The organism is Micromonospora sp. NPDC023888, assembly GCF_040639415.1.
Taxonomy (GTDB): domain Bacteria; phylum Actinomycetota; class Actinomycetes; order Mycobacteriales; family Micromonosporaceae; genus Micromonospora.
The window spans coordinates 25,561-43,780 of the sequence record NZ_JBEZZW010000005.1 but is presented as its reverse complement, the minus strand read 5'-3'; the positions used below and the strand labels follow the sequence as shown (position 1 = coordinate 43,780).

At 72.8% G+C, this 18,220-nt stretch carries 18 protein-coding genes; 7 read left to right on the top strand and 11 right to left on the bottom strand.

Annotated features, from left to right (window positions below; genetic code table 11):
- Window positions 1-120 precede the first annotated feature (120 nt).
- Both AB0F61_RS06030 and AB0F61_RS06025 read right to left on the bottom strand, forming a co-directional pair.
- On the bottom strand, window positions 121-1,227 hold the full coding sequence (locus tag AB0F61_RS06030) for an SPFH domain-containing protein (RefSeq protein ID WP_357803746.1): 1,107 nt from the start codon (window positions 1,225-1,227) through the stop codon (window positions 121-123).
- A gap of 5 nt (window positions 1,228-1,232) precedes the next feature.
- Entirely contained in the window at window positions 1,233-1,706 is a 474-nt protein-coding gene (locus AB0F61_RS06025; protein ID WP_357803744.1) for an NfeD family protein, read from the bottom strand.
- 108 nt (window positions 1,707-1,814) lie between these two features.
- Here AB0F61_RS06025 and AB0F61_RS06020 point away from each other — a divergent pair, with 108 nt between their 5' ends.
- Window positions 1,815-3,128: a serine hydrolase domain-containing protein gene (locus AB0F61_RS06020; RefSeq protein WP_357804106.1), complete on the top strand. Its 1,314-nt coding sequence runs from the start codon at window positions 1,815-1,817 to the stop codon at window positions 3,126-3,128.
- Between the two features lie 495 nt (window positions 3,129-3,623).
- Here AB0F61_RS06020 and AB0F61_RS06015 read toward each other — a convergent pair whose 3' ends face one another.
- Together AB0F61_RS06015 and AB0F61_RS06010 are read right to left on the bottom strand one after the other, a co-directional pair.
- Entirely contained in the window at window positions 3,624-4,436 is an 813-nt protein-coding gene (locus tag AB0F61_RS06015; RefSeq protein WP_357803742.1) for a DUF3097 domain-containing protein, read from the bottom strand.
- Between the two features lie 75 nt (window positions 4,437-4,511).
- Window positions 4,512-5,414 (bottom strand): chlorophyllase, encoded by a 903-nt coding sequence (locus tag AB0F61_RS06010; protein ID WP_357803740.1) that lies wholly within the window; start codon window positions 5,412-5,414, stop codon window positions 4,512-4,514.
- Between the two features lie 121 nt (window positions 5,415-5,535).
- On the opposite strand from AB0F61_RS06010, the gene AB0F61_RS06005 reads away from it, so the two are divergent.
- Together AB0F61_RS06005 and AB0F61_RS06000 are read left to right on the top strand one after the other, a co-directional pair.
- A complete protein-coding gene (locus AB0F61_RS06005; protein WP_357803738.1) occupies window positions 5,536-6,111 on the top strand; it encodes a TetR/AcrR family transcriptional regulator in 576 nt (191 codons plus the stop codon).
- 127 nt (window positions 6,112-6,238) lie between these two features.
- Window positions 6,239-7,033 (top strand): hypothetical protein, encoded by a 795-nt coding sequence (locus AB0F61_RS06000; RefSeq protein ID WP_357248653.1) that lies wholly within the window; start codon window positions 6,239-6,241, stop codon window positions 7,031-7,033.
- Between the two features lie 118 nt (window positions 7,034-7,151).
- Here AB0F61_RS06000 and AB0F61_RS05995 read toward each other — a convergent pair whose 3' ends face one another.
- The 4 genes from AB0F61_RS05995 to fabG form a co-directional block, all read right to left on the bottom strand.
- Entirely contained in the window at window positions 7,152-7,931 is a 780-nt protein-coding gene (locus AB0F61_RS05995; protein WP_091403868.1) for an HAD-IIA family hydrolase, read from the bottom strand.
- On the bottom strand, window positions 7,924-8,976 hold the full coding sequence (locus tag AB0F61_RS05990) for a ferrochelatase (RefSeq protein ID WP_357803736.1): 1,053 nt from the start codon (window positions 8,974-8,976) through the stop codon (window positions 7,924-7,926). The genes AB0F61_RS05995 and AB0F61_RS05990 overlap by 8 nt, the downstream gene beginning before the upstream one ends.
- Before the next feature lie 100 nt (window positions 8,977-9,076).
- Window positions 9,077-9,844 carry an enoyl-ACP reductase FabI gene (gene fabI / locus AB0F61_RS05985; RefSeq protein ID WP_357803734.1) on the bottom strand — a complete coding sequence of 256 codons (768 nt, stop codon included), beginning with the start codon at window positions 9,842-9,844 and terminating at the stop codon, window positions 9,077-9,079.
- A 28-nt stretch (window positions 9,845-9,872) separates the two neighbouring features.
- Complete coding sequence (fabG, locus tag AB0F61_RS05980) at window positions 9,873-10,577, bottom strand: 3-oxoacyl-ACP reductase FabG (protein WP_357803732.1); 705 nt, start codon at window positions 10,575-10,577, stop codon at window positions 9,873-9,875.
- A gap of 155 nt (window positions 10,578-10,732) precedes the next feature.
- On the opposite strand from fabG, the gene AB0F61_RS05975 reads away from it, so the two are divergent.
- The 4 genes from AB0F61_RS05975 to AB0F61_RS05960 all read left to right on the top strand — a co-directional run bounded on the left by AB0F61_RS05975 (window position 10,733) and on the right by AB0F61_RS05960 (window position 14,861).
- On the top strand, window positions 10,733-11,968 hold the full coding sequence (locus AB0F61_RS05975) for a histidine kinase (RefSeq protein ID WP_357803730.1): 1,236 nt from the start codon (window positions 10,733-10,735) through the stop codon (window positions 11,966-11,968).
- Window positions 11,965-12,627, top strand: coding sequence for a response regulator transcription factor (locus AB0F61_RS05970; RefSeq protein WP_357803729.1), 663 nt, complete (start codon window positions 11,965-11,967; stop codon window positions 12,625-12,627). The genes AB0F61_RS05975 and AB0F61_RS05970 overlap by 4 nt, the downstream gene beginning before the upstream one ends.
- A 99-nt stretch (window positions 12,628-12,726) precedes the next feature.
- A complete protein-coding gene (locus AB0F61_RS05965; RefSeq protein WP_357803727.1) occupies window positions 12,727-13,632 on the top strand; it encodes an alpha/beta hydrolase in 906 nt (301 codons plus the stop codon).
- Window positions 13,629-14,861: an acyltransferase gene (locus AB0F61_RS05960; protein WP_357803726.1), complete on the top strand. Its 1,233-nt coding sequence runs from the start codon at window positions 13,629-13,631 to the stop codon at window positions 14,859-14,861. The genes AB0F61_RS05965 and AB0F61_RS05960 overlap by 4 nt, the downstream gene beginning before the upstream one ends.
- Before the next feature lie 325 nt (window positions 14,862-15,186).
- Here the strand turns inward: AB0F61_RS05960 and AB0F61_RS05955 are convergent, their stop codons facing one another.
- Genes AB0F61_RS05955 through AB0F61_RS05945 form a run of 3 tightly spaced genes read right to left on the bottom strand, consistent with a single transcriptional unit; the run spans window position 15,187 to window position 18,217 of the window.
- The gene (locus AB0F61_RS05955; protein WP_357803724.1) at window positions 15,187-16,137 is read right to left on the bottom strand and encodes a VWA domain-containing protein; all 951 of its coding nucleotides are present in this window, start codon (window positions 16,135-16,137) and stop codon (window positions 15,187-15,189) included.
- Window positions 16,134-17,132, bottom strand: a complete 999-nt coding sequence (locus AB0F61_RS05950; protein WP_357803722.1) for a DUF58 domain-containing protein — start codon at window positions 17,130-17,132, stop codon at window positions 16,134-16,136. The genes AB0F61_RS05955 and AB0F61_RS05950 overlap by 4 nt, the downstream gene beginning before the upstream one ends.
- Window positions 17,111-18,217 carry a MoxR family ATPase gene (locus AB0F61_RS05945; RefSeq protein ID WP_357803720.1) on the bottom strand — a complete coding sequence of 369 codons (1,107 nt, stop codon included), beginning with the start codon at window positions 18,215-18,217 and terminating at the stop codon, window positions 17,111-17,113. The genes AB0F61_RS05950 and AB0F61_RS05945 overlap by 22 nt, the downstream gene beginning before the upstream one ends.
- Window positions 18,218-18,220: the final 3 nt, after the last annotated feature.

The window sequence follows — 18,220 nt, the reverse complement described above, 5'->3', positions numbered from 1 at the left end:
GACGCGCCGGGGCGCCCCGATTGCCTGGTCACCACCCGTCCTAGGACCGATCGTGGCAGGCGTCGGAGCGCCCCATGAGTCTTTCTCGTATTTAGCCGGCCGGGCGGCCGGCGCGCTGGATCAGCCGCGCTCGCGCTGGTCGGCCGGGTCCTCGGTCAGGCTGGCCGGGGACACCGGTTCCGGCGCGGGCAGCCCCTGCGGCTTGCTGCCGCCGGTGGCCTGCGCCTCGGCGACGCGTACCTCGTCGTGGATCTGCTGGGCGGCGTCCGCCGCGGCCTGCGCCGCCTCCGCGGCCTCGCGCTCCACCTGGCTCGCGTGGTCTGCCGCCTCCGGCGAGGGAAGGTCCCCCACCATCTGGCTCAGCCCACCGAGCGCGCCGCCCATCCCCTCCAGGGCCTTGGTCAGCTCGGCCGGGATGATCCAGACCTTGTTGGCGCTGCCCTGGGCGATCTGCGGCAGGGCCTGCAGGTACTGGTAGGCGAGCACCTTCTGGCTCGGGTTCGCCTGGTGGATCGCGTCGAAGACCGTCCGGATCGCCTTCGCCTGACCCTCGGCCTGCAGGATCCGCGCCTGCCGGTCACCGTCGGCCCGCAGCACCGCCGACTGCTTGTCACCCTCGGCGGTGAGGATCACCGACTGCTTGTGGCCCTCGGCGGTGAGGATCGCCGCGCGACGATCCCGCTCGGCGCGCATCTGCTTCTCCATCGAGTCACGGATGCTGGCCGGCGGCTCGATCGCCTTGATCTCGACCCGGGTCACCTTGATGCCCCACCGGCCGGTGGTCTCGTCCAGCACCCCGGAGAGGTGCCGGTTGATCTCGTCCCGGCTGGTCAACGCCCGCTCCAGGTCCAGCGAGCCGATCACGTTACGCAACGTGGTGACCGTGAGCTGCTCGATGGCCTGGAGGAAGCTGGAGATCTCGTAGGTCGCCCGGACCGAGTCGACCACCTTGAAGTAGAGGACGGTGTCGATCGAGACCACGAGGTTGTCCGAGGTGATCACCGGCTGCGGCGGGAAGCTGACCACCTGCTCCCGCATGTCGACCTTCGTACGCACCGCGTCGATGAACGGCACCAGCAGGTTGAGGCCGGGGCTGAGGGTGCGCTTGTACTTGCCGAGCCGTTCCACCACGTCCTGGCGCTGCTGCGGCACGATCCGCACCGCCTTGGCCAGCGTTATCACGGCGATCAACGCCACCGCGATCACCAGCACCCCGATTAAGGTCATCCCGTTCACCCTCTCGCTTCCGGCAACTCGCCGGCGGAAGAAATATCGTCCTGCCACACCAGGGCGGTCGCGCCCCGGACTTTGATCACCCGCACCCGTTTACCGGGATCGAACGTCTGCGTCGTGTCGTACGAGCGGGCACTCCACAGTTCACCGTCGATCTTGACGAGACCGTGGTCCGCGTCGACCCGCTCCAGAACCAGCGCCGTGGCACCCTCGATCGCCTCCAGACCGAACGGCTGCTCGCCGCTCTCCAGCGACGAGCGCTGGTGCCGCCGGAGGGCCGGCCGGGCCACCACCAGACTCAGCGCCGACACCACAGCGAAGACCAGCGCCTGCACCGCTACCGGCGCGCCCAGAGCGGCGGCACCGCCAGCGGCGAACGCGCCAGCCGAGAACATGATCAGAAATAGCGTCGTCGTGAAGATCTCGGCGACGGCCAGCAGCACACCCAATACGATCCACACCACGGCGTCCACACCACGATCGTGACACGCAAATGCACGCGCGGCCTCCCCACGAAGATCAGTACGCTCGGCGACGCCCATTTCGGCAATGATCCGGCGGCCCGACCCGAGGAGATCCCGTTGACCCTGCTGCCCGAGACCGCCCGACGGATCGACGCCCAGGTCGCCCAGGCGCAGCTCGACGGGCACGCCCCGTCGCTGGTGCTGGGCGTGGTCCGCGACGGCGCGCTGGTCCACCTGGCCACCGCCGGCGAGCACCCCCGCCCGGACGCCGACCTGCAGTACCGGCTGGGCTCGATCAGCAAGACGATGACCGCGACCCTGATCATGCAACTGCGCGACGCCGGCCGTCTCGCCGTCGACGACCCGCTGGAGAAGCACCTCCCCGGCACCAGCGTCGGCGCGCTCACCCTGCGCCAACTCCTCGGCCACGCGAGCGGCATCCAGCGCGAGCCCGAGGGCGAGTGGTGGGAGCGGACCGCGGGGGTAGACCTGACCACCCTGCTGACCGGGGTCACCCCCGACAAGATCGCCTATCCGCCGCACGCCACCTACCACTACTCCAACCTGGCGTACGGGCTGCTCGGCGGAGTCCTCGAACGGCTCACCGGAACACCCTGGGCCGACCTGCTCGGCGAGCGGATCCTCGCCCCGCTGGGCCTGCGCCGCACCACGTACGCGGCCACCGAACCGTTCGCCCGTGGCTACGTCGTCCACCCCTGGCACGACACGCTGCGCGAGGAGCCGCGTACCGACACCGGTGCGATGGCCCCCGCCGGGCAGCTCTGGTCGACGATCGAGGACCTCGGGCGGTGGGCCGCGTTCCTGGCCGACCCCGACCCGTCGGTGCTGGCCGCCGAGACGCTTACCGAGATGTGCTCCCCCGTCGTGATCAGCGACCTGGAGTCCTGGACCCACGGGCACGGCCTCGGGCTGGAACTCTTCCGGGAGGGCAACCGGGTGTACGTCGGCCACGGCGGCTCGATGCCCGGCTACGGGGCCTCGCTGGCCGTGCACCGACCCACCCGCACCGCCGTGGTCGGCCTGGTCAACGCGTACACCCTGCGCAACGTGCACCTCGGCGCGCTCGGACGACAGCTGCTCACCCTGGTGCTGGACGCCGAACCCACGCCGGTCACCCCATGGCGGCCGGCCGCCGCCCCGCCGCCCGCCGAACTGGCGGAGCTGACCGGCCGCTGGTGGTGGATGGGCACCACGATCGAGGTGTACGCGGACGCCGCCGGCGACCTGCACGCCGGCCCGGTCGGCGCGCCGACCCTCCGCTTCGTCGCCGAGGGTCCGGATCGCTGGCGGGGCCGGGCCGGCGGGCAGGACGGCGAGATCCTCACCGTGCGCCGCGACGAGCAGGGCCGGGCGGTCGCGCTTGACATCGCCACCTTCGTCTACACCCGCACCCCCGACCAGGAACCCTGAGATCAGCACCGCCCCGACCAGCACCGCCCCCAACCAGCACCGTCCCGTCCAAGATCCGCGCGTCGTCAACGCGACCCCCGCGCTCCCCCGTCCAAGATCCGCGCGTCGTCAACGCGACCCCCGCGCTCCCCGTCCAAGATCCGCGCAACATCCCCGATATTGCTGTCTCGTCGCGTGCGGAGGCAGCAATATCGGGGAAACTGCGCGGATCTTGCGGGCGCGCGCCGCGGACTGAGGGATGCCCACGGCGCGCTGCCCGGCGGGAGCCGCTGCGGCGGCCTCCACCCGGCACCTGCGCCCGAGGCCAGCCGCTCCACGCATGATCGACTCGGTTTTTCGGAAGTCGGGGTGTCCCGGACGATCCGACACCCCGACTTCAGGAAAACCGAGTCGATCAACTAAGTCGGGCGGCGGGGTGGCAGCGGGACGGGGCGAGGCGGCGGCGAGTCAAGGCGGGGGCGGGGGCGAGCCAAGGCGGGGGCGGGGCGGGGCGGATCAGGTTGGTTCGGTGACGAAGTCGATCAGGCGTTCCATCGCGTTGATCAGGGGCGTCTCCACGTCGGCGAAGCTGTCCACCCGGGAGAGGATGTGCCGCCACATCGCCGCCGGCTCGGCCACCCCGAGGGCCGCGCAGACCCCCTCCTTCCACGGCTGCCCCGGTGGCACCACCGGCCACGCCGCGATGCCCAGCGCCGCCGGCTTCACCGCCTGCCAGACGTCCACGTACGGGTGGCCGGTCACCAGCACGTACGGCGAGTTCACCCGGGCGACGAATCGGCTCTCCTTGCTGCCCGGCACGAGGTGGTCGACGAGCACGCCGAGGCGTCGGGTCGGGCCGGGGCCGAAGTCGCGGACGTCGACGTCGAGGGCGTCGATGCCGTCCAGCGGCTCCACGACGACACCCTCGATCCGCAGGTCGTCGCCCCAGATCCGCTCGACCAGGGCGGCGTCGTGGATGCCCTCCACCCAGATCCGGCTCGCCTTCGCCACCTGGGCGCGGACGTTGTCCACCGCCACCGAACCGGACGCGGTGCGTCGACGGGCCGCCGGCACCGGCGCGCGGGTGGGGCGGCGCAGCGTCACCGGGCGGCCGTCGAGCAGGAACGCCGCCGGCAGCAGCGGGAAGTTGCGCCGTCGGCCGTGCCGGTCCTCCAGCACGACAGCGCCGGCCTCGAAGCCCACCACCGCTCCGCAGAACCCGGAGTCGGCATCCTCGACCACGAGATCCGGTTCGGCGTCCACCTCGGGGGTGACCTTCCGCCGCCGCCAGTCCCCCGCCAACACGTCCTCGCCGTATCGCCCCGCCATGTCGATCACGCTAGCTCCCCCGCCAGCACCCCGCGCCCCGACACACCGCCGCACGTCACCTCACCAGTTCGTCGATCAGGGAGTGGTTTCGAGGCGGGCCAGGGTGCTCTCGACCGGTGCCGGCCAGACGGAGTCCTTGAGGCCGAGGGCGTCGCGAAGGTAGGCCCAGGTGAGCCGCTGGAGCAGAGCCACCCTCTCGGGGCTTTCGTCAGTCGTCTCCTTGGCCTCGTAGTCGGAGATGCCGCCGAGCGAGTGCTCCGCTCCGAGAAGCGTGAGCAGGCTCTTGCTCCCCGGGCTCAGGTGGTACGCGTCGGTGAACCAGTCCGGCCCGCGGACCGACAACGGGGAGTCGTCCCGGTCGCCCGCGACGACGAGGGCCGGAGTGTTCATGTCCGCGAAGCTCGGGCTCATGAAGGGGAAGTGCTCGGCCGCGAACGGGGAGAGATCGCCTCCGCCCCGGCCGGTCACAGCCAGCAGGACGCCTGCCTTGATCCGTGGGTCGGACATGTCCTCTCCGGGGTTCCCGTCGGCGTCGAGGACCCGGGCCCCCAGCAGGGTGCTCGCCGTCTGGGCACCCCAGGAGTGACCGGCCACGGCGATTCGGGTGCGGTCGAGGCGTCCAGCGAGGCCGGGGACGGCCGACTCCAGCAGGTCGAGCTGGTCGAGGGTCCGCTTCAGGTCGTCCACCCGGATTCGCCAGATCAGCGGTGTCCGGGCGTCGTCGGGCGCAAGGTTCAGTCGCCGTGAGTCGAGGTGGGTGGGCTGGATGACGACGAAGCCGTGCGAGGCCCAGAAGTCGACAAGCGGACCGTAGAGGGTGGCCGAACCGCCGAAGCCGTGCGAGAAGACGATGACGGGCAGCTCGTGGCCGGTCGTGGGTGCGGAGACCCGTACCTGCAGATCGTCGCCGCGATCCGGGGTCGGCACCGTGATGGGATGAACCGAGACGACCGGGGTGGGCGCTGGCATCGCGTGCATGATCGTTCCTCCGTGAGTTGGGAATGGCCTGCCGTTCTGGCATGCTGCGTATGTGGAACCTGGTTCCGTTAAAACATACGGAACACGGTTCCGTTTTCCAAGGGATGTGACGGAGGCAACGGTGACCGACACGCAGTCGGGTGCCCCGCGCAAGCAGCGGGCTGATTCGCGACGCAACGAGACGGCGCTACTGGAGGCGGCCGCCGCGGCATTCGTCGCCTCCGGAGTCAATGCGCCGGTGCGCGACATCGCCGCCAGGGCGGGCGTCGGCGTCGGGACGATCTACCGCCACTTTCCGACACGGGCCGACCTGATCGTCGCTGTGTATCGACACCAGGTCGAGGCATGCGCCGAGGCCGGCCCGGCGCTACTGACCACGAGCGCCACACCGCACGCCGCCCTGGCGAGCTGGATCCACCTCTTCGTCGACTTCCTGGTCACCAAGCACGGCCTGGCCGAGGCGATGCGGTCCGACGATGCCGCCTTCCAGACGCTGCACGCCTACTTCCTCGACCGGCTCGTCCCCGTCTGCGCCGAACTGCTCGATGCCGCCAGCACGGCGGGCGAGATCATTCCCGACATGGACGCCCTCGTCCTGATGCACGGCATCGGCAACCTCTGCATCGGCGCCGACAGCCCCGACTACGACGCGCGCCTCATGGTCGGACTGGTCATCGCTGGCTTGCGGCGGCGCTAGCGGTCAGGAGGCCCCCGCCGGGACCGTGCCGCAGGCGAAGATGGGGCGAACAGGGCAGTCCGGGGCAGGCCGGGCGACCGGAGCGGCAGTCGAGACAGGGCCGGTCGGGACCACGTACCCTTTCGGCATGTCCACCCCCGCAACGGGCGCGGCCACACTCACGCCGCGCCGGTCGAGCCGGTTCGTTGCCTGGGTGCGCGCGTGGCGCGCCGGGTTGGTGCCGTACGACGAGGTCGCCGACGCCATCGCCGGCGACGAGGAGCACCTCGTCGCGGACGCCCCCGGCACCTGGACCGACGTCCCGCTGGGCGCCGCGTTGCCCACCCTGGCAAAGCTCTCCCCGGACGACATCCGCCTGGTGCTGCCCGCGCCCGGCGACCCCCGGGGGCTGCCCGGCCCCGGCGACTTCGCCGGCGCGGCGCTGGTCACGGGCGAGGCGGTGGTGGCCGGCGGGCTCGGCCTGATCCCGGAGGTCCGCTCGCACACCTCCGGCTCCGGCGACTGCTTCGAGACGGTGCTGTGGCGGGTCTACCCGCTGCCGGCCAACGCGCCAGCCGCGTCACTCTCGTTGCCCGGCGCCGCCGAGGCGGAGGCCGAGTTGGCCGCCGCGCTTGCCGAGACGACAGCCGCGCTGACCCGGCTCGACGTGGCCCAGTGGCGGCCCGAGTTGGCCGGTGCGCTGGCCGCGCTGCGCCGCCCGGACGGCGCCACCGATCTGCCACCGGGCTTCGACCCGCGAGCCCGCCGGCTCTTCGCCCGCGCCGCGGTGCTCGACCGGGTGCTCGCGTTGGCCGGGCACGCCGCGCCCGGCGGCGCGATCAACAACTACGAGGCCCAGCAACGCGACGCGGCACTGCGCCCCCTCACCACGGCCTGCCGCCAGGCTCTGGTGGCCGCCTGCAACGCCCCCCTGCGCCCCTGACTGGAGGCACCCGTGGTCGAGACCGCAGTTGGCTGGGTTCTCGCCGCCATCGAGGTGGTGTTCCTCGGCTGGGCGTTCGTGGCGTTCCGCCGCCGGCACCGAGCCCAGGCCGCCAGCGTCAGATCTCGTCGAGCAGGTCCGCGACCGAGTTGATGATCCGGGACGGGCGGTACGGGTAACGCTCCGCCTCGGTACGGCTGCTGATCCCGGTGAGCACCAGGATCGTCTCCAACCCGGCCTCCAGGCCGCAGAGGATGTCGGTGTCCATCCGGTCGCCGATCATCGCGGTGCTCTCCGAGTGCGCGTTTATCGTGTTGAGCGCCGAGCGCATCATCATCGGGTTGGGCTTGCCGACGAAGTACGGCTCCACCCCTGTCGCCTTGGAGATCATCGCGGCGACCGAGCCGGCGGCCGGCAGCGCACCCTCCACGGACGGGCCGGTCACGTCGGGGTTGGTGCAGATGAACCGCGCCCCGTCGTTGATCAGGCGGACCGCCTTGGTGATCGCCTCGAAGCTGTAGGTGCGGGTCTCGCCGAGCACCACGTAGTCCGGCGCGAAGTCGGTGAGCACGTACCCGACCGCGTGCAGCGCCGTGGTCAGCCCGGCCTCACCGATGACGTACGCGGTGCCGCCCGGCCGCTGGTCGGCGAGGAACTGGCCGGTGGCCAGCGCGGACGACCAGATCGACTCCTCCGGCACGTCCAGCCCCATCCGGCTCAGGCGGGCCGTCAGGTCACGCGGGGTGTAGATCGAGTTGTTCGTCAACACGAGGAACGGCTTGCCGGAGGCACGCATCCGGTTGATGAACTCCGGTGCCCCGGGCACCGGCTGGCCCTCGTGCACCAGCACACCGTCCATGTCGGTCAGCCAACTCTGTACGGGCTTGCGGTCATGCATCGGTGCCCCCAGCAGGCGTCGGACGGCGGGTCGGTACGCAGCAGACGGTCGGGCAGGTGTCCCACATCGGCAGCTCGCCCAGGCGACGGCGTAGCTGCGCGCCGTCCGGGTCGGTCCGCTCGGTGACCAGCTCCCGCACCATCGTCACGAAGCGCGGGTCGGTGCCCGGGGTGTCGGCCCGGACGAAGTCCAGGCCGAGCTGCTTGGCCGTCTCCAGCGCCTCGGTGTCCAGGTCCCAGACGACCTCCAGGTGATCGGAGACGAACCCGATCGGGCTGACCACCACCGCCGTGGTGCCGCCCTGCGCGAGGGTGGTCAGGTGGTCGTTGATGTCCGGCTCCAGCCACGGCATCTGCGGTGGGCCGGAGCGGCTCTGCCAGACCAGGTCGTACGCGAGGTCGGGGGCGGCGGCCGCGGCCACGAGCCGGGCGGTCTCGTGCAGTTGCGCCTCGTACCGGCCGCCGTGCGGGCCGGCGTTCGCCGCCATCGAGGTGGGGATGGAGTGGGCGGTGAAGACCAGCCGGGTGGTGTCCCGCTTCGCCGGGTCGAGGTGGCTCAGGGCCGCCCGGACCGCGTCGATGTGCGGCTCGACGAAGCCGGGATGGTCCCAGAACTGGCGCAGCTTCTCGATCACCGGGGCGTCGGGGCCGACCGCGGCCCGCGCGGCGGCGATGTCCTCCTGGTACTGCCGGCAGGACGAGTAGCCGCCGTACGCGCTGGTGACGAAGGCCAGTGCCCGGGTGACCCCGTCGTCGCGCATCTGGGTGACGGTGTCGGCGAGCATCGGGTCCCAGTTGCGGTTTCCCCAGTAGACGGGCAGGTCGAGGCCGTGCGCGGCGAAGTCGGCGCGGATCGCGGCCAGCAGCTCGCGGTTCTGCCTGTTGATCGGGGAAACCCCGCCGAAGTGCTGGTAGTGCTCGGCGACCTCGGCCAGCCGCTCGGGCGGCACGCCTCGACCCCGGGTCACGTTCTGCAGGAACGGCATCACGTCCTCGGGCCGCTCCGGCCCGCCGAAGGACACCAGCACCACCGCGTCGTACGACATGGGGTCATTCTTGCCGGTCGGCCGGGACCACCCGGCGACGCCCCCTGCTCCGGCCGTGTCTGTCACGTCGGCGGCGGTCGGGGGCGTCGTCGGGGGAACGTCAGGAGCCGATGGCGTGGTAGCCGCCGTCGACGTGGACGATCTCGCCGGTGGTGGCCGGGAACCAGTCGGACAGCAGCGCCAGGCAGGCCTTGGCGGCGGGCACCTGGTCGCTGAGGTTCCAGCCCAGCGGGGCCCGCTCGGACCAGGCGTCCTCGAACTCGTCGAAGCCGGGGATGGACTTCGCGGCGATGGTGCGCAGCGGCCCGGCGGCGACCAGGTTGCTGCGGATGCCCTGCTTGCCGAGGTGCATCGCGAGGTAGCGGGACGCCGACTCCAGACCGGCCTTGGCCACGCCCATCCAGTCGTAGACCGGCCACGCCACGGTCGCGTCGAAGGTCAGGCCGACCACCGCGCCGCCGGGGGACATCAGCGGCAGCGCCGCCATGGCCAGCGACTTGTACGAGAAGGTGGAGACGTGCAGCGCGGTCGCCACGTCCTCCCAGGGGGCGTCGAGGAAGCCGCCGCCCAGGCAGCTCTGCGGCGCGAAGCCGATCGAGTGCACGATGCCGTCGAGGCCGTCGACGTGCTCGCGCACCCGGTCGGCGAGGCTGGCCAGGTGGTCGGGGTTCGTGACGTCCACCTCGATGACCGGGGCCGGCTCGGGCAGCCGCTTGGCGATCCGCTCGACAAGGGAGAGCCGGCCGTAGCCGGTGAGCACGACCTGCGCGCCGTTCTCCTGGGCGAGCTTCGCCACCGAGAAGGCGATCGAGGCGTCGGTGATGACACCGGTGACGAGCAGCCGCTTACCGGCGAGCAGTCCGGACATCGCAGATTTCCTCCGTAGTTGAATAAGGTCAGTGGCCCATGCCGAGGCCGCCGTCGACCGGGATCACGGCGCCGGAGACGTACCCGGCGCTGTCGGAGGCCAGCCAGGTGACCACCCCGGCGACCTCGTCCGGGCTGGCCATCCGGCCGGCCGGGATGGACTTGCGGATCTCCGCCTTGCGGTCCTCGGGCAGGCTGGCCGTCATGTCGGTGTCGATGAAGCCGGGCGCCACCACGTTGGCCGTGATGTTGCGGCTGCCCAGCTCCCGGGTGATCGAGCGGGCCACGCCGACCAGACCGGCCTTGCTGGCGGCGTAGTTGACCTGCCCGGCACCGCCGGCGAGGCCGACCACCGAGGAGATGAAGATCATGCGGCCCCACTTGGCGCGGAGCATCTTGCCGGAGGCCCGCTTGGCGACCCGGAACGCACCTGTGAGGTTGGTGTCCAACACCCCGGTGAACTGCTCCTCGGTCATCCGCAGCAGCAGCGTGTCGGCGGTCATGCCGGCGTTCGCGACAAGCACCTCGACCGGCCCCAGCTCGGCCTCGACGGCGGTGAACGCGGCGTCGATCGAGGCGGCGTCGGTGACGTCGGCGCGGACGCCGAACAGGCCCTCGGGCGCGTCGCCGCTGCGGTGGGTGACCGCGACCCGGTCGCCCTGCTTGGCGAAGGCCTGCGCGATGGCCAGGCCGATCCCCCGGTTACCCCCGGTCACCAGCACGGTACGGGCCACTGTTCCCCCTTGCGAATGGTCAGCACGGACGCGTCGGAGCCTAGGCGTTACCGGCAGGTAAGCGCTAACGGGAGTCGCGTCACACTGAGGTACGACACCGGGATCAACCCCTGGTGGCACGCCCCGTGACGGGGTCGGCCCGTAGCCTCCCGGTGGTGAACCGGCAACCGATCGTCGTGGCCCTGCGGGCGTTGCGGCAGACCCTGCTGGGCCCGGACGCCCCGGTCGAACGGCCGCTGCTGACCCGTTGGCCCACGCTGGCCCCGTACGCCGCCCCCGTCGGGCTGCTCGCCGTGCTCGGCCTCTTCCTGATCACGCTGAACGTGGAGAGCGGGTGGGGCCTACCGATGCCGGTCGCGGTGCTGTTCGCGGCGATGACCGTGGCGCCGCTGCTGGCGCTGCCCCGGCGTCCGCTGCTGGCCTGGCGGCTGACCGTGCTGGCCCTGCTGATCTGCACGTTCAACGCGCCGGCCGTCCGGTCCTGGCCGTGGACTCCGCCGCTGGCACTCGGGTCGGTCGCGGTGGTCGCGGTGGTCGTCGCGCGGGTCGACCGGCCGGTGCTGCTCTGGGTGGTGGCGATCACCACGGTGCCGGTGCTCACCCTGGTGAACCCCGCGAACCAGGTCCCGGTCCTGCTGCTGCTCGGCGCACTGGCGATCGTCGGTGACCTGATCCGGCGCAACCAGCTGTCCCGACGGGCGCTTGCCGCGCAGACCGAGCTGAGCGAGCGGGAGCAGGAGCGCCGCGCGGTCCTTGAGGAACGCACCCGGATCGCGCGTGAGCTGCACGACGTGGTGGCGCACCACATGTCGCTGATCGCGGTGCAGGCGGAGACCGCGCCGTACCGGTTGACCGACGTGCCGGCGCCGGCAGCCGCCGAGTTCGTGGCGATCGCCGCCTCGGCCCGCGACGCGCTCACCGACATGCGGCGACTGCTGGGGGTGCTGCGCAGCGAGTCGACCGGTCCGCAGACCGCCCCGCAGCCGGACCTGGGTGACCTGGGCGCGATGGTGGACACGGCCTGCCGGGCCGGCCTGCCGGTCACCCTCGACGCCGCCACGGTGGACGACGGGCGGGTGCCCGCGCCGGTCGGGCTGGCCGCGTTCCGCATCGTGCAGGAAGGCCTGGCCAACGCGGCCCGGCACGCGGCCGGGGCCGCGGTGCGCGTCACCGTCCGCGCCGAGGGGTCCACCCTCACGGTACGGGTGTGCAACGCGCCACCCGACGACGTGCGCGCCCCGGCCACCGAGGCCGGGGCCGGGCATGGCCTGACCGGCATGCGGGAGCGGGCCACCTCGCTGGGCGGTACGTTCACCGCCGGGCCGCTGCCCGACGGGGGTTACGCGGTGGCGGCCGAGTTGCCGTACGAGCCGGAGGGCGGGGACGCGTGATCAAGGTGCTGATCGCCGACGACCAGGCGATGGTCCGACAGGGCTTCGGCGCGCTGCTCGCCGCCCAACCGGACCTGCTGGTCGTGGGGGACGCCGCCGACGGCGCGCAGGCCGTCGCCGCCGCCCGCCGGCTCGACCCGGACGTGGTGCTGATGGACGTGCGGATGCCGGTCATGGACGGTCTGGCCGCCACCCGCAAGCTGCTCGGCGACCGGTCGGCGCAGCGGCCCCGGGTGCTCATCCTCACCACCTTCGACCTCGACGACTACGTGTACGAGGCGCTGCGTGCCGGGGCCAGCGGTTTCCTGCTCAAGGACGCCCCGGCGGCCGATCTGGTGCAGGCGGTGCGGGTGGTGGCGGCCGGGGACGCGCTGCTCGCGCCGGCGGTCACCCGCCGGTTGATCGCCGAGTTCGCGGCCCGCCCGGACCGCCGCCGGCCCCGCCCCACCGACCTGGCCGGGCTCACCCCCCGGGAGACCGAGGTGCTGCGGTTGATCGCCCGGGGTCGCAACAACGCGGAGATCGCTGGCGACCTGGTGGTCGCCGAGCAGACGGTGAAGACGCACGTCGGGCGGATCCTGGCGAAGCTGGGGCTGCGCGACCGGGCCCAGGCCGTGGTGCTGGCGTACGAGACGGGTCTGGTGGCCGCCGGCGAGTAGCCCCCGGGAGCCACCCCGCAGACGGCTCCCCGGGACGACGACCGCGCACCGCCCACCCGCGCACTGTGCCTCCGGACGACATTCCGGAGGGAGAACGAGATGCGACGACGAGGTGCCAGCCGAGTGGCGGTGGCCACGCTGCTCGGCGTGAACCTGGTCCTGCCGAATCGAGCGGATCCGGTCGCGGCGACCGGGTTCGTGGAGGCGTACCCGGTCACGGCGGCGGCGATGCGCGCGGCGGGCCCGCCGTACGCGGACTGGGTGGCCGACGGGCGTCGGTTCCTGTCGTTCGACAGGCGTGGCGACGGCCGCGCGGTCGAGGTGCTCGGCGACCTGGCCGACGCGGACCGGATCGCGGTGCTGGTGCCGGGGGTGGGCAGCACCCTGGCCGACTTCGACAGGGGGTTGGGCGGGGTGGCCCGCCGGGCGCCGGCGGTGCAGGCCGGGCAGCTCTACCGGGAGTTGCGGGCGAGCGAGCCGTCGGCGCGGGTCGCGGTGCTGGCCTGGCTCGGCTACGACCCGCCCGACGGGGTGGTGACGGCCGCCGGTGGTCTCAGCGCCCGGCGCGGCGCGGCCGCGTTGGCCGGGCTGCTGCGGGAACTGGCCGCGCGCCGTCCGGCGGCGACGATCACGTTGGTCGGGCACAGCTACGGGGCGCTCGTGGTGTCCCTGGCGGCGGCGGACGCCCCGGCCCAGGTCACCGACGTGGTGAGTCTCGGCGGCGTCGGCGCGGGAGTGCAGCGCGCCGGCGACCTGCCCGGCGGGCGGCGGTTCTGGGCGGCGGAGGCGACCACCGACTGGATCCGGCGGGTTCCGCCGGTGCGACTGCTCGGCCTCGGCTTCGGCCGCCGCCCCGGCGACCCGGCGTTCGGCGCCCGCGGCCTGCCGGTGGACGGGGTGGAGGGGCACGACGGCTATCTCGCCCCGGGCAGCGCCACGCTCGTCGCGGTGGCGGCCGTCGTGCGGGACGGTGTCGACGCCGACCGGGTCGGGGACGCGCGGTGAGCCGGGACCGTACCGTCGACGCGCTGCGGGCGTACGCCATCGGCGGGGTGGTGCTGGGGCACTGGCTGGTCACCGGGTTGGTGCTGACCGGCGACGGCGGGCTGCACCAGGCCAGCCCGCTCACCGCGTTGCCCGCTCTGGCCCCGGTGACCTGGGTGTTGCAGACGCTCGGGCTGTTCTTCTTCACCGCCGGCTTCGGCTCGGCCCGGTCGCTCGCCGGCCACCGTGGCGGTCCGGGTGGCTGGTTGGCCGGTCGGCTGCGCCGGTTGCTGCTGCCGACGGTGGCGCTGCTGGGGGTGGGTGCGGCCGTGCTGCTCGCCGCCACCGTCGCCGGCACCCCGGACGACACGCTGACCGTCGCGCTGCGGCTCGCGATCAGTCCGTTGTGGTTCCTGCTGCCTCTGGTGTTCCTGATCGCGGTGACCGGAGCGCTGCGCACCGCCGTACGCCGCTGGGGGTTGGGCCGTTGCGTCGTACCGGCGGTGGTCGTGGTCGCCGCGGCGGACCTGGCGGTGCGGCTGCTGCCGGCCGGCAGCCACCTGCCGCCGGTAAGCGTGGTGGCGGCCTGGTCGGTGCCGTACCTGTTGGGCGTGGCGCACGCCGACGGGCGGTTGGCCGGCCGACGGGCGGCGGGCACGCTCGCGGCCGGCGGGGTGGTCGCGCTCACCGCGTTGCTGGCCGTGGGCTATCCGGTGAGCGCGGTCGGCGTGCCCGGGGCCGGGGTGTCCAACCTGAACCCGCCGTCGCTGCTGGCCGTGGCGCTGGCGGTGACCCAGGTCGGGCTGGGGCTGCTCGCCCGGCCGGCGCTGGAACGGCTGCTGGTTCGGCCGTTGCCGGGCCGGGCGGTGGCCGAGGTGAACCGTTGCGCGTTCCGGATCTATCTGTGCCACCAGCCGGTGCTGGTGGGGGTGACCGCGCTCACCGCCCGCGGCGGGCTGGCGTTGCCGGGGTTGCACACCGTGCCGGACGACCCGGGCTGGGTGCTGGCGCGCTTCTGCTGGCTGCCGTTGCTCGCCGCGGTGCTGGTCACGGTCGTGCGGACGGGCCAGCCACGGTCGCGGCGCCAACCGGGCGGTGGAGGGGTCGCCGGCCGGTCGGCCGAGTGCGTCGCGTCGGCACCGCAGGTGTACGATCATCAACGTTCCGGCCCGCCCGACTTGCAGGAGGTGATCGCTGTGCGAGATAGCGATCCTCCCAGTCGTGGCCGGGCCGATGGTCAGCCCCGCTGAGCCACGACTCAGTCTGGTGAGCTGACCCAGCTCCGCTCCCCCGCCCCTCGGCACCCGCCGAGGTGTGTGCCGCGCCGTCCGGTTCGCCGGCGGTCGCCGGGAGCCGCCCGGTCACGACTTCGTGTGCGCGTCCCCACCCCCTGCGGTCCGCCCCCGCACGCGGACCGTCCAGCCGCCACCCGGAGCCGTCCATGAGCCGCTACGTCGCCCCACTGGGCTTCACCCTCGCCGCCGTCTGGGTGGCAATCGTCTTCGTGCTCGCCGGCGGCGGCCACTGAGGTTGGTGCCGACCGGCGGCGGTCGGTGACCGCCGCCGGTCCACCGCTCAGAGCATCCGCGACGACCACAGCAGGCTGAGCGCGCCGGCGCAGAGCGCCAGCAGCAACGCCACCCCGGCGTACCACTGGGTCACCTCGCGCGGCTCGGTCCGGAAGCCGATCGAGCTGCCCATGTCCTGGTAGACCTGCTTCAGCTCGCTCACCGAGGCCGCCTCGTAGAAGTAGCCCTCGGTGGTCTCGGCAAGCTCGGCCAGGGCCAACCGGTCCACCGGCACCCGCTGCAACTGCCCGCCGATGTCGACCTGACCGGTGTCGGTGCCGAACGCGATGGTGGACACCGGCACGTTCGCCGCCTGCGCGGCCGCCGCCGCCTCCTCCACCGCCCGCCCGGAGGTGCGGAACCCGTCGGAGAGCAGCACGATCCGTGCCGGCGGGATGCCCGCCGCACCGTCGGCCGGCACCGACCGGATCGCCTCCAGGCAGGTGAACACCGCCTCGCCGGTCGCGGTCGCCTCGGCCAGCACCAGACCGTCGATGGCACTTGTCACCGCGTCGCGGTCCTTGCCCGGCGGCACCAGCACGTTCGCCGCCTTGGCGAACGACACGAGACCCAGGTTGTAGCTCTTCGGCAGCTCACCGACGAACTGCTTGGCGGCCTCCTGGGCCGCCTCCAGCCGGTTCGGTGCCACGTCGTCGGCCTGCATCGACAGCGACACGTCGATGGCGAGCATCACGGTGGCCCGCTCCAACGGCTCCCGGGTGTCCACCGCCGGCCGGGCCAGCGCGGTGGCCAGCACCAGCAGGCAGAGCAGGAACGCGGTAGCCGGGACGTGCCGACGCCAGCCGAGCCCCTTCGGCGCCACCGTACGCAGCAGGTCCACATTGGTGAACCGCATCGCGAACGCCCGGCGGTGCAACTGCCGCCAGACGTAGAACGCCGCGAGTGCGAGCACCGGCAGCACCGCCAACAGCCACCACGGTTGCATGAAACGGATCATCGTGTCGTCCCCCGGGTACGCGCGTGCCGCTGCGCGGCCACGAATCGCACCATGTCCAGCAGCCAGTCTCGGTCGGTACGCAGACGCAGGTGGGCCGCCCCGGCGCCACGCAGGGCGGCGGCGATGGTGGCCCGTTGGGCGGTCGCGGCGTCGGCGTAGCGCTGCCGCAGCCGTGGATCGGCGGTCTGCACCTCGTGCAGCTCGCCGCTCTCCGGGTCGACCACCGGCAACACACCCACGTCGGGCAACTCCAGCTCGCGCGGGTCGATCACCTCGATCGCGAGCACGTCGTGGCGGACCCGCAGCTTGCGCATCGGCCGGGCCCACTGCTCGGCCGGCGCGAGGAAGTCCGAGATCACCACGGCCACCCCGCGTCGGCGGGGCGGACGGTTGAGCATGTCGATCAGGGCGCCCAGGTCACCGCGACCCGGCTGGATGGCGGTGCCGGCGAGGGTACGCAGCAGGCCCTGCGCCTCCTTGCGGCCGGAGCGGGCCGGTAGCCGGGTGAGCACCCCGGGCCCGGCCGGCGGTGGTGCTGAGCCACGCCAACGGCGGGCCGGTGCGGGTACCCCGCCGCCGGTGCCGATCACCGCGCCGATCCGGTTGCCGCCGCGCACGGTCAGGTGGGTGATGGCGGCCGCGGCGGCCACCACCACCTCCCGTTTGAGCCACTGCCCGGTGCCGAAGTCCAGGCTGGCGGAGAGGTCCACCGCCAGCCAGGTCTCCAGTTCCCGGTCCGCGACCGTACGCCGCACGTGGGGTGTGGTGGTCCGTGCGGTGACCGGCCAGTCCATCCGGCGCACGTCGTCGCCGGGGCGGTACTCGCGGGATTCGCCCGCCTCGCTGCCCGGTCCGGGCAGCAGACCGGCGTAGTCGCCCTGGAGCAGGCCGTCGAGTTTGCGGGTGACGAGCAGTTGCAGCCGGGACAGCACGGCCTCGCTGCGATCGGGGGCGGGACGAGGGGTGGGTGAGGTCACGGCCGCTGCCCGGGCCATCCAGCGCCCGGCGGCGGCACGGTCGACGACGGGGTGGCCTGCTGCCGGGGCGCGACCGCCGGCAGGGGAATCGTCGACATCACCCGGTGCACGATGTGGTCGGCGGGCACGTCGTCGGCGAGCGCGTCGTAGCTGAGCACCAGCCGGTGCCGCAGGATGTCCGGCGCGATGTCCTGCACGTCCTGCGGCAGGGCGTAGTCGCGCCCGCGCAGCAGCGCCAGCGCGCGCGTCGCCCGGACCAGGCCCAGCGAGGCGCGTGGGCTGGCCCCGTACTGGATCAGTTGGGCGACGTCGGGCATGCCGTGCTCGGCGGGGGCGCGGGTGGCCAGCACCAACCGGACCGCGTAGTCGACGAGGGCGTTGTGCACGAAGACCTGGTCCGCCTTGCGTTGCAGGGCGATCAGCTCGGGGGTGTCGAACACAGCGGTCGGCTCGGGGGCGGTCACACCCATCCGGTAGACGATCTCGCGTTCCTCCGCGTCGGTCGGGTAGCCCACCACGATCTTCATGAGGAACCGGTCGCGCTGCGCCTCGGGCAGCGGGTAGACGCCTTCCTGCTCGATCGGGTTCTGGGTGGCCATCACCAGGAACGGGTCGGGCACCCGGTGGCTCTCGCCGCCGATGGACACCTGCCGCTCGCTCATCACCTCCAGCAGCGCGGACTGCACCTTCGCCGGTGCCCGGTTGATCTCGTCGGCGAGCAGGAAGTTGACGAAGACGGGGCCCAGCTCGACGTCGAACTTCTCGCTCGACTGCCGGTAGATGCGGGTGCCCATGATGTCGGCGGGCACCAGGTCCGGGGTGAACTGCACCCGGGCGAAGGACCCGCCGACGACCTTGGCGAGGGTCTCCACCGCCAGGGTCTTGGCGACGCCGGGCACCCCTTCGAGCAGGCAGTGACCGCGAGCGAGCAGCGCGACGAACATCCGCTCCACCATCCGGTCCTGCCCGACGATCACACGTTTGATCTCGAACAGCGCCCGCTCCAACAGGGTGGCGTCCTGCGCGGGTGTGGTCACCGCCGCGGGCGTCTGCGGTGCCGCCCCGTTCGGCGTCGGGGCGTCGGGCATGGTCGGCTGGGCCACCGG

Excerpts from the sequence above, each read along its gene's own strand:
- AB0F61_RS06030 (WP_357803746.1), bottom strand. The coding sequence starts at position 1,227 with ATGACCTTAATCGGGGTGCTGGTGATCGCGGTGGCGTTGATCGCCGTG.
- AB0F61_RS06015 (WP_357803742.1), bottom strand. The coding sequence starts at position 4,436 with ATGGCGGGGCGATACGGCGAGGACGTGTTGGCGGGGGACTGGCGGCGG.
- AB0F61_RS06010 (WP_357803740.1), bottom strand. The coding sequence starts at position 5,414 with ATGCACGCGATGCCAGCGCCCACCCCGGTCGTCTCGGTTCATCCCATC.
- AB0F61_RS06000 (WP_357248653.1), top strand. The coding sequence starts at position 6,239 with ATGTCCACCCCCGCAACGGGCGCGGCCACACTCACGCCGCGCCGGTCG.
- AB0F61_RS05995 (WP_091403868.1), bottom strand. The coding sequence starts at position 7,931 with ATGCATGACCGCAAGCCCGTACAGAGTTGGCTGACCGACATGGACGGT.
- AB0F61_RS05990 (WP_357803736.1), bottom strand. The coding sequence starts at position 8,976 with ATGTCGTACGACGCGGTGGTGCTGGTGTCCTTCGGCGGGCCGGAGCGG.
- fabI (WP_357803734.1), bottom strand. The coding sequence starts at position 9,844 with ATGTCCGGACTGCTCGCCGGTAAGCGGCTGCTCGTCACCGGTGTCATC.
- AB0F61_RS05965 (WP_357803727.1), top strand. The coding sequence starts at position 12,727 with ATGCGACGACGAGGTGCCAGCCGAGTGGCGGTGGCCACGCTGCTCGGC.
- AB0F61_RS05955 (WP_357803724.1), bottom strand. The coding sequence starts at position 16,137 with ATGATCCGTTTCATGCAACCGTGGTGGCTGTTGGCGGTGCTGCCGGTG.
- AB0F61_RS05950 (WP_357803722.1), bottom strand. The coding sequence starts at position 17,132 with ATGGCCCGGGCAGCGGCCGTGACCTCACCCACCCCTCGTCCCGCCCCC.